Below are 15,959 nucleotides of genomic sequence, written 5' to 3'. Positions count from 1 at the left end.
TTTTATATGTCCTGTTTTTTATACAAAAAGGGCACTAAAAGGTCACTTAAAGGTCACCTCAAGGTCACTTCAATATCCCCCGGATATTGAAGTGACCTTGAGGTGACCTTTAAGTGACCTGTAGGTGACGGCGAAGTAAAAAGATCAGGAGGGACATTTTTGCGCATAAAAAAGAGGGTGTATCAAAAGTAGTTTTGATACACCCTCTCTGTATAAGGGCCGCGTATGCGGGCGTAGTTATTTGAAAGCTATACCGATACCCAGTGTGAACTGGTTGGTCTTCCAGTTATACTGAGGCGCAGGAATATTATTGATATTTGCTACCCCCTTTACATAACGGGCAATGAAACGAACGTTTGCCACATTAACCTGTGCACCACCAACGATACCGATGTCATTCTTTTTGAAAGCATCGAGGTTACCTTTTATCAGGTTCTCATCAATGAAGAACAGGTTGCTGTATTGAGCACCAAGGTTGAAGGTCAGCGCAGGGATTGGTGTGTAACGTACCAGGATGGGAACAGTAACAGCACTGATCTTAACTTTTTCTCTGCCTTGCGTGTTATGATAGGTCACGTACTTCTGTGCAAAGTCATTTCCTTTTTTAGCGGAGGTCTGTGTAAAAAGCAATTCCGGCTGGATACCCCACTTCTTGTCCTTAGTCAGGTTAAATTCAAAGAAGGCGCCGCCCTGAAATCCTGGTTTGGAGCCAGGATTAATGCCCTCTCCCTTGATGTTAGAGACTAATAAAGTCGCCTTCAACCCGTAATTTACACGTTGTGCATTGGCTGCAGTTCCTGTAATTACTGCTAGGATTCCTGCCAGTAATAATCCTTTTTTCATAGATACTATTTGACGATTACAGATGATCAAAAATGAATTACGTAGCTTGTCCGCAATTCAGGCTAAAAAATTCGCGGGCAAACATACGTAATTCATGCTAGATCATAATTAATATGTCCCAAAAGTTTTACCCGAGGTTAGATGTCGTTTAGTGCCAGGGGTTTAAAGCAGGGTGCCAGTAATAGGACAGAACCCGTGTTATTATCGACGAATAGCAGAAAAGTATCTTTTACTGCCTGGCGGACGCTTCCCTTCATGTCACTATAATTATTATCTCTCCATAATGACATTGTTAATAATAGACGCACCGCAATTCCCAATTCCTAATTCTTAATTCCTAATTTTGGCCGAATATGGATCATCTTATCATAGCAATTTTCGCCCTGATCTCCTGTGCCGCCCTGGGAGCGGTTATCAGGGTTGTCTCCAGGAGTCATCAGTTAAAGACCAGCAATGCCGTTCTGGAAACACAGTTGTCTGCCCTCAATCAGTCAACAGGTATACTCCGGAAGGAAATACAGGATAAACAATCAGAGATCGATCAGCTGAATGCCCGTTTGCAGATCATGCAGGAAGAAACGATCCGCATAGAAAGTAACGGAGAAGCCCGTTTCAGGGAAGCGGAAAACCGGCTGCGTGAACAGCAGGAGTTTATCGACCGTTCCAACGAGCAACTGAAGGAAGCATTTAATGCTATTTCTTCTGAAGCGCTGAAGCATAATAATGCCTCTTTTGTGGCCCTCGCCAAGTCTGTTCTTGAAACACAGGTAGTCGATGCAAAAGGTGAACTGGAGAAACGTCAGCAGGCCATTGACGCACTTGTAAAACCGCTGTCGGAGACACTCAACCGCTTTGACGAAAATATGCGTCAGCTGGAGAGCAGCCGTCAGCAGCAGTATGGACAGATCAATCAGTTCATACTTGGTGTGCAGCAGAGTACAGAGAAATTACAGAAGGAAACTCACAGCCTGGTGAGCGCCCTGAAAACCTCGCATATCAGAGGACGTTACGGAGAAATTGCACTGCGAAGGGTAGTGGAATTTGCAGGCATGACGGAACATTGCGATTTCAATGAACAGGTATCTGTCAATGGAGAGGAAGGGGTGTTACGTCCTGATATGATCATTCGCCTGCCGGAAAAAAAGACCATTGTCGTAGACTCAAAAGTGCCGCTGAGCGCTTATATGCGAGCCTTTGAAACAGAAGATGAGGAAGAGCGTAAGGTACTGCTCAATCAGCATGCTGCTGCTGTACGTGAGCACCTGAAACAGCTGAGTGCCAAGGCGTACTGGAGCCAGTGGCAGCACTCACCAGATTATGTAATCCTTTATATGCAGATCGAATCTTCATTCGGTGCCGCCCTGCAGGCCGATCCAACACTGATTGAAGACGGTATACGTAATAAGGTCGTATTTGCCACACCTACAACGCTGATCACCTTACTGCGTACCGTAGGTTTCGTATGGCAGCAGCTGCATGTAGCCGAGAATATTGAGGATATCAGGTCTGCAGGTATTGAACTGTACAACCGTACGAATGTCTTATTAAGACACTTCACTAACATCGGCGGTAGTCTGAAAACCGTTGTTAACCACTATAACGATGCCGTGGCATCACTCGAAAGCCGTTTCGTTCCACAGGCACGGAAATTGTATAATCTGGGGCCGGCGCTGAAGCATACGCTGCCGGACGTGAAACCGGTTGAGTCAAGCGTGCGGCAATCCGGACTGCAACAGGAAGATTTTTTACCGGGTGATGAGGAGGGTACCTTGTAAGGCAATTATTGATTACTTTGTGGGTGATTTATTTTTGTTTTAAACACACACCACGTAATTAATGGTTCACTCAATGCAAGGTCTGAAAAGAACGATGGGGATGTTATGCCTGTCCCTGTGTTCATTACCCATGCTGACACATGCGCAGCAGGCGGAAACAATCACCCGTAAAGGCTATACGCTCGAATACACAAACAAGTCGCCCGATTTTGATACCGCGGTGGGCAGGCGTTTGATCGAGACTTTCTTTACGGTATATCCACAGCAGGCAGCCCGCTACAACAGGAAGACAGCTAAAAAAGTAGCTTTTATTATTGATCCCGCTTATGATGGCGTAGCTGCTACCAGCGGAGATGTAGTTACTTTTAATCCTGCCTGGTTCCGCAGCCACCCTGGTGATATTGATGTCGTAACGCATGAAGCGATGCACATCGTACAGGCTTATCCTGCACATGCTGGTCCCTGGTGGATCACCGAAGGCATCGCCGATTATGTGCGTTATACCATGGGGGTAGATAATGCCGGCGCAAACTGGTCATTGACGCCCTTTAATGAAAAGCAGCACTATACGAACAGTTACCGCATCACTGCCCGCTTCTTCGCCTGGCTTGTAAAACACAAGAACAGGGACATAGTGGGGAAACTGGATTCCGCAATGCGTAGCAAAAAATACACAGATGAGATATGGAAGGCGCTCACAGGTAGCACCCTTGACGATCTGTGGAAAGAATATGCCGCTAACCCGGTGATTTAAATTTTTGAAGGTCCTGTCCCTTTTGGGGCAGGACCCTTTATGCGCTGTCGCCCGGTGCAGTGACAGCGTTTTTTTAACTATAAAGGATGAAAGTGAAAGCTACTTTTAAAAGAAACCTGCTGATAGGATTTGGTGTATCATTGTTACTGCTCGTCGTGAGTTCAGTAGCCTCTTTTTTTAGTATCCGCAATCTCCTGTCGAGTTCCTTCCTGGTAGATCATACCAATACCGTGATACTCAGACTCGAAAGCACACTGTCCTATATGAAGGATGCTGAGACCGGCCAGCGGGGTTACCTGCTGACAGGAGATGAAAACTTCCTCGAACCTTACAGAGGTGCGTATGACAGCGTACAAAATAATCTCAATGCATTAAAAGAGCTGACAGCAGATAATCCCGAACAACAGATCGGTGTGGAGCAGCTCCGTCTACTGGTGATCCGCCGTCAGTCACTGCTGAGAGAGTCGATCAATAACCGTAAAACGGGAAAGGCCATCAGCTTTGATACGCTGCAGAGTGGCAGGTATATCATGAATGATGCCCGCACATTGGTCAATACCATGGAACAGCGGGAAAAGAAACTCCTGGCTGTCCGTACACAGAACCTCAACCGCATTTCCGGTTATACACCTGTTCTCATTGTCATTGCCGCTATATTAGCCCTGCTCATTACTTCTGTTTTCTACGTACGTGTAAAAAGGGACTTTGAAGAACGTTCCCGCCTGCAGGATGCACTGGAAGAAAAAGACAGGGATATCACCCGCCGTATCAATATCATACGGGGGATTGCAGAAAAAATATCTGCCGGCGACTATAGTATCCGGGTCAATGACGAAGAAAAAGATGGACTGGGCAGTTTGTCCGTGTCGCTGAATAAAATGGCCCAGTCACTGGAAAGTTCCTTTAGTCAGCTGGCCGATAAGGAATGGCACCAGACAGGTATCGCAGGATTATCAAACACGATGGTAGGAGAGAAGAACGTGGAGATCCTCGCTTCAGATATCGTAGCGTTCCTCGCGGAATATACACATAGCCAGGTAGCTGCCTTGTACCTCACGGGCCCTAACGAAAGACTATACCTGACCGGCAGCTTTGCCATGAGCAAAACAGCCAACCGGATTGAAATTCCAATCGGAGAAGGACTGGTAGGGCAATGTGCCGCCAGTGGCAAAACCCTGTTACTCTCTGACATTACCCCTGAAAATATTACTATCAGTTATGCCAGCGGAGAGATCCGTCCGCGTAATATCGTCACTGTACCTATCCGCTATGAAGGATATGTAAGAGGTGTGATAGAACTGGCCGCACTGATCACTTATACGGCGAATGACCTGGCTTTCCTGGAGTCCGTCACGCATAATATCGGCCTCGCCATCAATACTTCTGAGAACCGCCGCCGCGTGCAGGAATTACTGGAAGAGACACAGGCGCAATCAGAAGAATTACAGGTACAGCACGGAGAACTGGAAAACATTAATACAGAACTGGAAGCACAGGCCCAGAAACTGCAGGCATCCGAAGAAGAACTGCGCGTACAGCAGGAAGAACTGCAGCAGGCCAACCAGGAACTGGAAGAACGTTCCCGTTTGCTGGAAGACCGTAACCAGGTTATCGTAGAACGTAACCTCGATATACAGAAGAAAGCAGAGGAGCTGGAGATCAGCACTAAATACAAATCTGAGTTCCTGGCGAATATGTCGCATGAACTACGTACGCCACTGAACTCTATTCTGTTATTAAGCCGTCTCATGGCTGAGAACATGGAAAAGAACCTGACTGATGATCAGATAGAATCAGCGCAGGTGATCCAGAGCTCCGGAAAGGGACTGCTTAACCTGATCGATGAAATACTCGATCTGTCTAAGATAGAAGCGGGTAAGATGGACCTGGAATATGCACCGGTGCCCGTGCATGAGATCTGTGCAGACATGGAAGCCCTGTTTGCACCGATTGCCCGTGAAAAGAACCTCGCACTGAATGTACAGGTAATGGCAGATGGTCCCGCACTCATAGAAACAGACAAAATGCGCCTGGAACAGATCCTCAAGAACCTGTTATCAAATGCATTGAAGTTTACAGCTAAAGGATCGGTCACCTTACAGGTAAGTACGGTTGCGCAGGACCCTTCTGTGGTGAGATTTACCGTAAAAGATACTGGTATCGGTATTCCGGCGGAGAAGCAACAGGTCATCTTCGAAGCGTTTAAGCAGGCCGATGGATCTACCCGGCGTAAGTACGGTGGTACCGGACTCGGATTATCCATCAGCCGTGAGCTGACGAAATTGCTCGGTGGAGAGATCCGCCTGGAAAGTGAGCCTGACCATGGCAGTGAGTTTATTGTGACAATACCTGTTCGTCCGCAGGAAGTAAATGAAACGCCTGCACCAGCAGCTACCCAGCAACAGGCAGAGGAAGTCTACAAAGAAGCAGTCAAGGCAAAAGAAAAGAAAGACGATTATATCGCGACAGAGATCCCAACGGAGATTCCGGACGATCGTGACAATCTCAAACCAAACGATAAAATTATCCTGATCGTAGAGGATGATACCAAGTATGCAGGGATCCTGCTTGACTTCACCCGTAAACGGGGATATAAAGGTATCGTAGCTGTACGTGGCGACCATGGTATTGAAATGGCGCAGCGTTACCGGCCGGCCGCTATCCTGCTGGATATCGTACTACCCGTACAGAGTGGATGGCAGGTGATGGAAGCACTGAAATCTAATCCGGTTACCCGTCCTATTCCTGTGCATATCATCTCATCCCTGGAAGCGAAGAAGGAAAGTCTGCAGAAAGGAGCAGTGGACTTCATCAACAAACCACTGGCACTGGAACAGATGCCGAAGATCTTCCAGCAGCTGGAAAATGCGCTGACAAGGAATCCTAAGAAAGTGCTGATCGTGGAAGAAAATCCCAAGCACGCAGAGGCGCTGGCCTTCTTCCTGGAAAACTTTAACGTCAGCACGGAGATCACTGGTAATATATCAAGCAGCGTAGCCGCTTTACATAAGAAAGATGTTAACTGCGTGATCCTGGATATGGGTGTACCTGACCAGCATGCGTACGAGACGCTGGAAACAGTGAAGAGTAACCCGGGACTGGAAAACCTGCCTATTATTATTTTTACAGGTAAGAACCTTTCCCGTGCAGAGGAGAACCGCATCCGTCAGTATGCAGACTCTATCGTGATCAAAACCGCACATTCCTATCAGCGAATGCTGGATGAAGTAGCCCTGTTCCTGCACCTGGTAGAAGAAAAGACAGGACAGCAGAAGCCTGTGAGAAAGCAGCAAATGCCATTGAAAGAAGTATTGCAGGGTAAAACAGTGTTGATCGCGGATGATGATGTGCGCAATATCTTCTCGCTGACCAAAGCGCTGGAGCAACATAAAATGACGATCATATCGGCGCTGGATGGTAAAGAAGCGATGCAGCAGCTGGAGAATAATCCGCAGATAGACATCGTACTGATGGATATGATGATGCCGGAAATGGATGGCTATGAAACGATCCGGACTATCCGTGATATGGCGAAATACCGGCATCTGCCGATACTGGCCGTAACAGCCAAGACCATGCTGGGCGACCGTGAGAAATGCATAAAGGCGGGTGCGTCAGATTATATCTCGAAGCCGGTGGATATAGACCAGCTGGTTTCGTTATTACGGGTCTGGCTGTATGATAGTGCGAGCCGTTAACATTAAAAGACAAAGAATATACAACCGCATGGGATCCTCTTCCAAAAAAGTGCTGATCATTGACGATGATACAAGAAATATCTACGCATTGCGTATGGTATTGAAAGCCAAAGGATATGAATGTATTACCGCGATGGATGCACAGACGGGGTTACAATTACTGACCGACCAGCCGGATATCGGGGTGGTCCTGCTCGACATGATGATGCCGGAAATGGATGGCTATGAAGCTTTAGAGATGATACGGGCGGATCAGCAACTGGCCACTATACCCGTTATTGCAGTAACGGCACAGGCTATGGTGGGGGACCGGGAGAAATGCCTGGCAGCCGGGGCGTCCGAGTATGTATCCAAGCCCATCGATCAGGATATCCTGCTGGAGCTCCTGAAAAATAAATTCAATATGTGATAAAGCCCAAATATTAGTTATCTTTCACCTGTGAAACAATGCATAATATATGCGTGTTAACATGTAATTAACTCTTTTGCGCTGCTGGAAAGCGGATATTTACAGCCGACTACTGTTAACTATCCCAAAACATCTCTGTATGCAGCAAATGGATGATTCGGCAATGCTACTCGCACTTAAAGAGGGCGAAATAAAAGCCTATCAGTATTTCTTTATGAAATATTATAAGCCGCTCTGTCTGAAAGCGCGTATGATGCTGAACAACATGGAAGACGCAGAGAAGTTGGTAAGACATCTTTTTGTGCAGGTTTGGGAAGAGAAGTTATATTTGGAAATAGAACATTCGGTAGGAGGCTATTTTTACAGGCTGGTGCACAACAGTTGTGTGAACATCCTGAGAAAAGGCTCCTCTAATAACCGGTTATCGAATGACCCGGGGTTCTTACTGATGCAGCCGGTATTATTGCCTTTACAGGACTTCACGCTGCATCGGAGAAGGCCAGTGATGTTGGATGTTAGCATGGGAATCAGTTTATCTATGCCATCAGAAGAAGGATTCCGACCGGATCTGTCTACTATACTATTATGTATTCAGGAGTTGAAAAGCAAATGTACTGACGCCCTAAAATCCCTGATACGCCGGATAAGATGAGTAGTGCCAACGAAAACCTATTGCCCGTAATGAGTAATCCCACATGAGTTACAACGAGGAACATATCTTTCAGCTGATACTCGAGAAATTGAGTGGCGACATCAGCGATGAGGACAACCGTTACCTGGAGCAGATTGCCCGGGTAGATCCGAATGTACGCCGTTGTCTTGAAGAATTGGAAGGTGCCCGCGACACCGTAGGCCCCGATTTTATGAACGATCTTCATAACGAAAGGGCCTGGAGCAGTGTATTGTCTTTATTGCATGCCGATGAAGAGAAAAAAGGTACACAGAAAGTGCCTGGTATCGCCGGCACAACCCCTGTCGTTGCTATTGATCCTACTGTTACAGCCCGCTCCCGCAATACATGGTGGCTCGCCGCCGCGGTAACCATACTGATCGCTGCTGGTGGATATTATCTGCTGGACGGTCGCTCTGCTTCCGTAAAAGGGGATCATGGTACTGAACTGGCTGCCGCACTTCCTGTTTGGGGAGATGTACGTTTGCTGCTGGAGGATGGTGATACCGTTCGCCTGACAGGTGACGTTGCTGCCAACATCAATACAAAAAAGGCCGTTCTGCACCCAAGTGCGGATAGGCTGTCTTTCCAGCCGCGCAGCAGTACCAGTGGGTGGAACACATTGTTCGTACCAACCGGTAAGGACTATAAAGTAGAATTGTCAGATGGCTCCATCGTTCATCTGAATGCCTTCTCCCGCCTCAAATTCCCTTTCTCATTTGATGGCCATCACAGGGAAGTATACCTGGAAGGGGAAGCCTATTTTGAGATCGCCGAGAAAGCGGATCAACCCTTCATCGTACATACCCCCAGCACCTCTGTCACTGTACTGGGTACCTCTTTTAACGTGAACGCGTATTCGGAGTCGCTCATCACAACGTCACTGGTATCCGGACGCGTAATGAGTAATACCGGCGATGGCGACATGCTCTATCTTACGCCCGGTGTGCAGGCAATATACCGTAATGGCTATCGCCAGGAAGAGGCGCCTTTTGATGAAAATATCACGCTGGCCTGGAGAAAAGGAGAATATGCATATTATAATCAGCCACTGGGGACATTGGAGGCTGTATTATTCCGCTGGTATGGCAAGCGGTTGACATTTGAAGACCCGGAACTGGCCAGTAAGATGCTAACGGGTGTCATAGAACGGGATCAGCCGGTCACTGAATTTCTTGAAAGCCTCGACAAAACATCCGGCATAACCTATCGTATTACGGAGGATAAGATATATCTTAGGACAAAATAAGCCACATCTGTTTCGAAAGCCACCTATAATATCCGTACCATAAACGTATGAGATGGTAAAGCATGTTTGTAAGGCGATCAGGATCCTATTGGTATTGTGCTGTCTGCTGTTTCCGGTTACCTTACTGGTAGCGCAGGATGCAGCGGATAGTTCCAGGATATCTATTTCCGGAAAAAAAATTCCACTGAATGAAGTTTTTAAACGTATCGCACGGCAGACGGGCTATTATTTCGTATTTGATAATGCCATTATAGACGGAGATGAGCGGGTGGATCTCTCTTACAAAAATGCGTCTCTGGAGGATGTACTGAATCACCTGCTAAAGAGCAGGCGTGTCAGCTGGATCAGGCAAGGCAAACGTATTTATCTGCAGGTAGCTGCAACCGGGAATAAAACCACAGCTGCGCCGGATGATAGACCTGTGGTCACTATAAGAGGGCGCGTAACAGATGTTAACGATCAGCCTATTCCGGGTGCCACCGTTCTCCTCACAGGCACCTCCCGCGGTGTTACCACAAACGCCGCCGGCGAGTTTGAACTATTTAATATTCCTTCACCGGCATCCATACATATTTCTTCGCTGGGGTATCGTACCATAGATACCTTGCTCCATAGTGTACGCTTACATGAAATACAGCTGGCCGATGCGACGAATACGCTCGACGCAACCGTCGTGATCGGATATGGGTCCAGCAGTAAACGCCTGCTCACAGGAGCTGTCAGCAGAATGACTGCCAGTCAGCTGGAAACACAGCCGGTCACGAATGTACTCTCCGCATTGCAGGGACAGATCCCTGGTGTACAGGTCACTACTACCAGCGGACTACCCGGTGCACAGGTCAAACTGTTTATCCGTGGCCGCAACTCTATTGCTGCCGGCAATGATCCGCTTTTTATCATCGATGGTGTGCCCTTTGATATTACGCCACTTAATACTACAGAAGATCTATATGGTGCTGCAGGGCGCATCAGTCCTTTTAACAGTATCAATCCTGCAGACATAGAAAGTATTGATGTGCTGAAAGATGCAGATGCTACTGCCATCTACGGTTCCAGGGGCGCGAATGGTGTCGTGCTGATCACCACAAAAAAAGGGACTCCAGGTAAGCGGAAGCTGGACCTGAACGTACGTACAGGTATCGGCGTTTCCACCGGTGAGATGTCTATGCTGAATATCAGCGACTATCTGGCCATACGGAGAGAAGCGTTTGTGAATGATCGCGTACAGCCGTCGGCTGCCGGTGCTCCCGACCTGATGTTGTGGGATACGACGCAAAATATCAACTGGTCTAAAAGGTTAATGGGTGGAACTGCGCCCATTACGAATGCGCAGCTGACCTTCTCTAAAGGGAATAATTATAATACATTTCTCGCAGCGGGTAACTTCCATCGTGAAGGCTCGGTACTGCCAGCCGACCTTAGTTATCGCCGGGGCGGCATGCGTGTCAGCTTTCAGCATCACCATCCTGAACACAGGCTGGAAGCGAATGTGACGGCCAGTTTCCTGGCCGATAAGAACAAGACCATCGCCAGTGATATCTTTACCTTTTACAATCTGCCGCCGAATTTTCCGCTGTTTGACAGTACCGGACATTTCTACTGGGGGTCGCAGTTTGATAATCCGGAGGCCTATCTGGAACAACGGGCCAGCAGCCAGACTAATAACCTGCTGGGGAACATGGTGTTGCGCTACCGCGTGTTGCAAGGCCTTATCCTAAAGACCAGCCTGGGTGTGTCAGACATTCGCATGAAGCAGTTTTTTTCTTTCCCCCAGTCTTCCCAGCATCCCAATAATGCACCTACGAGTTTCATCCGCTCTGCCCAGAACAGAAGAGAGTCTTTCATCGTAGAGCCACAGGCCGATTATACGGTCGGTATTGGAAAGGGTCACCTGCATGCGCTGGTAGGTGGTACCTGGCAGCAAACCACCAGGAATGGCACGCTGGCCATCGGACAGGGATATACTGATGAAACCGCCATGCATACACTCGAGGAGGCTGATACCATTATCCGCCGGCCCAATACCTATGCCCTCTACCGGTATATCTCCTTCTTCACCCGCTTCACCTATGACTGGCAGCATAAATATCTGGTGAACGTCAGTTACCGCCGGGATGGTTCTTCCCGTTTTGGTCCGGGAAGGCAGTTCGGAGATTTCGGTTCCGTCGGACTGGCCTGGGTGTTCACAGAAGAGCCATTCTCCAAACGCATGTCCTGGCTAAGCTATGGCAAACTGAGAGCCAGCGGAGGTATCACGGGCAATGATCAGATCACGGATTATCAGTACATGCGTAACTATGGCGCTGGTAGTAGCTACCAGGGAGATAATACACTGTATCCGCTGCGTATTGCGGATGACAAATACAGCTGGGAAGAGAATGTTAAAATGGAGGCAGCGATCGAACTCGGTTTCTTCCAGGACAAACTCTTCTTCTCCGCAGCTAAATACTGTAACCGTAGTAGCAACCAGCTGGTAGGGTATCAGTTGCCAGGGGTAACGGGCTTTACCAGCTATCAGGCCAACCTGCCCGCCGTTGTTGAAAATACCGGCTGGGAATTTGAATTACGCAATAACAATATCAGTCATAAGGATTTCTCCTGGACCACTACCGCTAACATCTCTTTCTTCAGTAATAAACTGAAGAAATTCCAGAGCCTCGCTGTATCTTCCTATGCGAATGCCTACGTGATCGGACAGTCACTGAATATCCTGCGCGGATACCATTTCACAGGTGTTGATCCCCAGACGGGCATCGTGCAGTTTGAAGATGTCAATAAGGATGGTAAGTTATCGGCCCTCACTGATAATGTGACGATCGCCAATATAGATCCTGCGTATTATGGTGGTATTCAGAACGATTTCCGGTATAAGCAATTCAATCTCGGTATCTTTTTGCAATTCATCAGGCAGCAGGGGGTAATGCCTGCCATACGTCCGGGAGAATTTGCCAATCAGCTGACCGAAAGTTTGCAGCGATGGCGTCAACCGGGTGACATTACGCATATACCCCGGGCGTCGGTTACCGCTGGCAATCTGGCTTTTGACCAGAGTAGTAAGCTGGTCTCATCCAACGCCGTATACCAGGATGCGTCTTATCTGAGAGTGAAGAATTTATTTATTTCGTATACCCTGCCGGAAACGGTGATGAGGAAATTGAAACTACAGTTGTGCAGGATATATGTGCAGGGGCAGAACCTATTTACGCTAACTGGTTATCAGGGGGCAGATCCGGAAACACAGATGATGATGCCCCCGCTGAGGGTTGTGACCAGCGGTGTTCAGTTAACATTATAAGCGGAGGAGAGATGTCGTATCGCGTATTGTATTTTATTGTTTCTTGTTTACTACTGACAGTTTCCTGTAGGCAGCTGATCATGGTGGATTCACCGTCGGACGAGATCCCGGCGGAGGATGTCTATACCAATGACCGGCTCGCAGATGCTGCGGTAGCAAACCTGTATTTTCAGTTGTCAGATTATTTCCCGAGTAATATCCTGCCCCTTATCAACGGCATGACAGCCGATGAACTGACCACCCTGAACAGCAGTCAGCTGAAATATGTGAACAATGCGATCCCTGCAGAAGATATGCAGATACTGGCCAGCTGGAGAAAAATATACCAGATCATTTACGGCGCGAATGCCATGATCGAAGGTATTGAAACACATACCGGGCTATCCACAGGAAAGGCACGGCAACTCAAAGGCGAGGCAAAGTTCCTGCGTGCCTACTGTTACTATTATATGGTCAGCTGCTGGGGCAGGGTACCCCTCGTCACGACGACTGATGTCAATGAAACGGCATTGGCATCACAGGCTGATATTGACTCTGTATATAAACGTATCATTATTGACCTGTCCTATGCCAGCGCTGTACTGGCGCCTTATTATGTAGCAGGAGAGAAGGTGAGGGCCAACAAATGGTCCGCTAAGGCACTACTGGCGAGGGTCTATTTACAACGTGAGAGGTGGGAGGATGCCATTACCGTTGCTTCGGAAGTGATCAACTCAGGAGATTATACCCCGCTGGTCTCACCAGACAGCGTGTTCCTGCGTAACAGCCGTCCGGCTATTTTACAGCTATGGCGTGACGAAGGATATACTTTTATCGGACAAACCTTCCTGCCTGTAAACCCGACGGGTAGTTTGTCTTTTTATCCGTTTACGACGGACTTCATGCAGACGTTTGAAACCGGTGATAAGAGAAGGACATACTGGACCGGTTCCTTTACTTATGGAGGTACATTGTATCATCATGCCTGCAAATATCGTAACAGGACAGCTGCGGCTCCGGGAAGAGAGGAGTATGTGATGTTACTGCGGATAGAAGAACAGTACCTCATACGTGCGGAAGCACAGGCCATGTTAAATAATGTAGGCGCTGCCCTTGCGGATCTGAATGTACTGAGGTCGCGCGCCGGCTTGCAGCCATTGCGTGCAGATACCATGCGGGATTCCTGCCTGATATACGTCGATAGAGAACGCCGGATGGAGCTCTTTACCGAGTGGGGCGATCGTTGGATCAGTCTGAGTCGTACGGGTCATCTCGATTCTATCATGCACGCATTAAAACCCGGATGGAAAACGACCGCCGCATTATACCCTATTCCACAGGAAGAACTGAATAGGAACCCCCACCTTCGTCAGAATGATGGTTATTAGTCGGGTAATTGTATCGCAAAGATATGATCTGCACTATGCACGATCAGTTTATCTCTCTGTACAAAAAGCTGATTGATCCTGGTACGTGCAGGTATATTCAGATAGTAGCTGCCTATATATTTTCCTGAACTGATCTCATACAGGTCGATCACTGTATGTGCGCCGAAGAGGGCGTCTTCATCATTATCCGCTTTTAACTTCGCCTGTACATAAAGAATGCCATTGTCGGCGCAACTGAACCCATTGACCATCATGTCCGGACCTGCATTCATATATACCTGCCCTGATTCGTCTTTATTAGTGGCCAATGTGAATCTCGATGTGGCGAAGGTATCAATAGTATGACCATTATTCACTCGCTGTAAGGTGCTGTCAAACGTGAAGAAACGGTTGCTGTAATAATAGATGTAAGTGAATAGGCCGGTGCTTCTGTCATACGTCAGTGAACCATCTGTACTCATGCCGCCATCCCGGTGTAATTCGGAAAGACTGTTTTCAGTGAGTATGCTGTCATTATCCAGATTCACCCGTATAAATAACTGGTCTTTCTGTTCGATGTGCAGTTTACGTAGTACGAAATGTTTACCATCGCGTAATGCATAGCCCTGAGAAAAGCCACCTCTTGAGAAGACGGCATATGTGTGCCGGCTGGTATCTGAAAGGTGCATACTATAGATAGATGGTATGTTATAACCGAAGACAATAAAACGATCATTGCAACGCTGGGAGAAGAAATATTCGCTTACTGAGTCGCTGATCGATGCAGGTACTGGTAGCCGGAGGGTATCTATGCCTGCATCAGCTTTTAAGGTAGAAGCAATGACCATGGACGGATTGCCTGTTATGGAAAAGTAGAACAGGCTATCATCAGCGCCTATGATATCGAGTATGTTGTTACCGGTAGGGATCTTCGTAATGGTGCTCAGTGCGGATGGTTGCAGATAATCGCGTTTGAACCCATTAGGTTGTTTGTTGGGAGCAGGCGCAGTAAGTACTAATATGACAACAATAAGAAAAGCCGCTACAAGTAGCGACAGTAAGGTATAGATGTGTTTTCTCATAAAGGTTTAATAGCAAAGCAGGAAGGTTGTTGTAAACCCTTCCTGCCTTAATAGGTAATCGGCTAGCTTTTTCTGATGATGGTGGTAACACCAGTCAGGCTTACTGCACATTGTACATTGTTGGCGCCTGTGCAATAGAGTATTTTTACCTGGTTTACAGTACCGTATACAACTGAATCATCGTTCAGCAGCCATTGGGTATCTTCCTGTAATTTACCTGCAAAGGCAGTACCTGCTGCGCATACGGCAGCGAAAAACGCTAAAGAAAGTGTCTTTTTCATGGTGTGTTTTACTTAAATAATTGATATGCCTACTCTGTTCTGAAGGTTTTCGGCTCCCCCTGTATTAAACGCCGTTTTGTTTCAGAGATCAGATAGCAGATTGTGTACGTAATTGTCTTGCGTGTAGCAGTACCCCAATAGTTGATAATACGACGAATACAATATTAAAAACAATGTGCGCATTCCATGATAAATGCTGTAATACGCCCCCGCACGAACATGGAATAAAATAACTAAGCTGTAGCATAGCTATCAGATAGAACGTAAAAAGACTCATTAGAAAAAACGACAGATAAAACCCCAGTAGACGTGTGCGGGTATATAATAGCAGTCCCGCAATGATAATTTCCCCCAATGGCAATGCCCAAACAATTATAGGTGCATATAGCGTGATGAAAGGCGATTGTCCCAGTTGCCGTCGGAATGTGCTATAATCCAGCAACTTACTGATACCGGTATATATAAAAAGGAACACCAGTAAGGCTGATAAAATATCGGATAACAATTTTCTAGACATAGGATATAACGCTTCTGTAATATAGGATATTTTTCTAAAT

General features: G+C 47.3%; 12 protein-coding genes. 8 read left to right on the top strand and 4 right to left on the bottom strand.

The window, feature by feature from the left end; translation table 11 throughout:
* Positions 1-237: 237 nt before the first annotated feature.
* Positions 238-843 carry a porin family protein gene (locus tag GWR21_RS08425; RefSeq protein WP_162331304.1) on the bottom strand — a complete coding sequence of 202 codons (606 nt, stop codon included), beginning with the start codon at positions 841-843 and terminating at the stop codon, positions 238-240.
* 353 nt (positions 844-1,196) lie between these two features.
* Between GWR21_RS08425 and rmuC the strand changes: the two genes are divergently transcribed.
* The 8 genes from rmuC to GWR21_RS08385 all read left to right on the top strand — a co-directional run bounded on the left by rmuC (position 1,197) and on the right by GWR21_RS08385 (position 14,060).
* Positions 1,197-2,618 carry a DNA recombination protein RmuC gene (rmuC, locus tag GWR21_RS08420; RefSeq protein WP_162331303.1) on the top strand — a complete coding sequence of 474 codons (1,422 nt, stop codon included), beginning with the start codon at positions 1,197-1,199 and terminating at the stop codon, positions 2,616-2,618.
* Between the two features lie 73 nt (positions 2,619-2,691).
* Entirely contained in the window at positions 2,692-3,372 is a 681-nt protein-coding gene (locus GWR21_RS08415; RefSeq protein WP_238430262.1) for a basic secretory family protein, read from the top strand.
* A gap of 86 nt (positions 3,373-3,458) precedes the next feature.
* Positions 3,459-7,070: a response regulator gene (locus tag GWR21_RS08410; RefSeq protein ID WP_162331301.1), complete on the top strand. Its 3,612-nt coding sequence runs from the start codon at positions 3,459-3,461 to the stop codon at positions 7,068-7,070.
* Positions 7,071-7,098: 28 nt separating this feature from the next.
* Entirely contained in the window at positions 7,099-7,479 is a 381-nt protein-coding gene (locus GWR21_RS08405) for a response regulator (RefSeq protein ID WP_162331300.1), read from the top strand.
* A gap of 139 nt (positions 7,480-7,618) precedes the next feature.
* Complete coding sequence (locus tag GWR21_RS08400; RefSeq protein WP_162331299.1) at positions 7,619-8,131, top strand: sigma-70 family RNA polymerase sigma factor; 513 nt, start codon at positions 7,619-7,621, stop codon at positions 8,129-8,131.
* 43 nt (positions 8,132-8,174) lie between these two features.
* Positions 8,175-9,398: a FecR family protein gene (locus tag GWR21_RS08395; RefSeq protein ID WP_162331298.1), complete on the top strand. Its 1,224-nt coding sequence runs from the start codon at positions 8,175-8,177 to the stop codon at positions 9,396-9,398.
* A gap of 52 nt (positions 9,399-9,450) precedes the next feature.
* Entirely contained in the window at positions 9,451-12,693 is a 3,243-nt protein-coding gene (locus GWR21_RS08390; protein ID WP_162331297.1) for a SusC/RagA family TonB-linked outer membrane protein, read from the top strand.
* Positions 12,694-12,773: 80 nt separating this feature from the next.
* On the top strand, positions 12,774-14,060 hold the full coding sequence (locus tag GWR21_RS08385; protein ID WP_162331296.1) for a RagB/SusD family nutrient uptake outer membrane protein: 1,287 nt from the start codon (positions 12,774-12,776) through the stop codon (positions 14,058-14,060).
* On the opposite strand, the gene GWR21_RS08380 is transcribed toward GWR21_RS08385, so the two are convergent.
* From GWR21_RS08380 to GWR21_RS31875, 3 genes are all read right to left on the bottom strand, one after another.
* Complete coding sequence (locus tag GWR21_RS08380; RefSeq protein WP_162331295.1) at positions 14,057-15,121, bottom strand: hypothetical protein; 1,065 nt, start codon at positions 15,119-15,121, stop codon at positions 14,057-14,059. The genes GWR21_RS08385 and GWR21_RS08380 overlap by 4 nt on opposite strands.
* A gap of 62 nt (positions 15,122-15,183) precedes the next feature.
* Positions 15,184-15,402, bottom strand: coding sequence for a hypothetical protein (locus GWR21_RS08375; RefSeq protein WP_162331294.1), 219 nt, complete (start codon positions 15,400-15,402; stop codon positions 15,184-15,186).
* An 88-nt stretch (positions 15,403-15,490) separates the two neighbouring features.
* A complete protein-coding gene (locus tag GWR21_RS31875) occupies positions 15,491-15,919 on the bottom strand; it encodes a MauE/DoxX family redox-associated membrane protein (RefSeq protein WP_394367265.1) in 429 nt (142 codons plus the stop codon).
* Positions 15,920-15,959: the final 40 nt, after the last annotated feature.

The organism is Chitinophaga agri (assembly GCF_010093065.1).
Taxonomy (GTDB): domain Bacteria; phylum Bacteroidota; class Bacteroidia; order Chitinophagales; family Chitinophagaceae; genus Chitinophaga; species Chitinophaga agri.
Note: the sequence above shows the minus strand (reverse complement) of the source record. Positions and strands in the feature narration are given on the sequence as shown.

What these genes read in the sequence shown, in the direction of transcription:
- GWR21_RS08415 (WP_238430262.1), top strand. Translation starts at nt 2,692, where the DNA reads ATGCAAGGTCTGAAAAGAACGATGGGGATGTTATGCCTGTCCCTGTGT.
- GWR21_RS31875 (WP_394367265.1), bottom strand. Translation starts at nt 15,919, where the DNA reads ATGTCTAGAAAATTGTTATCCGATATTTTATCAGCCTTACTGGTGTTC.
- GWR21_RS08425 (WP_162331304.1), bottom strand. Translation starts at nt 843, where the DNA reads ATGAAAAAAGGATTATTACTGGCAGGAATCCTAGCAGTAATTACAGGA.
- GWR21_RS08380 (WP_162331295.1), bottom strand. Translation starts at nt 15,121, where the DNA reads ATGAGAAAACACATCTATACCTTACTGTCGCTACTTGTAGCGGCTTTT.
- GWR21_RS08395 (WP_162331298.1), top strand. Translation starts at nt 8,175, where the DNA reads ATGAGTTACAACGAGGAACATATCTTTCAGCTGATACTCGAGAAATTG.
- GWR21_RS08390 (WP_162331297.1), top strand. Translation starts at nt 9,451, where the DNA reads ATGGTAAAGCATGTTTGTAAGGCGATCAGGATCCTATTGGTATTGTGC.
- GWR21_RS08410 (WP_162331301.1), top strand. Translation starts at nt 3,459, where the DNA reads ATGAAAGTGAAAGCTACTTTTAAAAGAAACCTGCTGATAGGATTTGGT.
- rmuC (WP_162331303.1), top strand. Translation starts at nt 1,197, where the DNA reads ATGGATCATCTTATCATAGCAATTTTCGCCCTGATCTCCTGTGCCGCC.
- GWR21_RS08405 (WP_162331300.1), top strand. Translation starts at nt 7,099, where the DNA reads ATGGGATCCTCTTCCAAAAAAGTGCTGATCATTGACGATGATACAAGA.
- GWR21_RS08400 (WP_162331299.1), top strand. Translation starts at nt 7,619, where the DNA reads ATGCAGCAAATGGATGATTCGGCAATGCTACTCGCACTTAAAGAGGGC.
- GWR21_RS08385 (WP_162331296.1), top strand. Translation starts at nt 12,774, where the DNA reads ATGGTGGATTCACCGTCGGACGAGATCCCGGCGGAGGATGTCTATACC.
- GWR21_RS08375 (WP_162331294.1), bottom strand. Translation starts at nt 15,402, where the DNA reads ATGAAAAAGACACTTTCTTTAGCGTTTTTCGCTGCCGTATGCGCAGCA.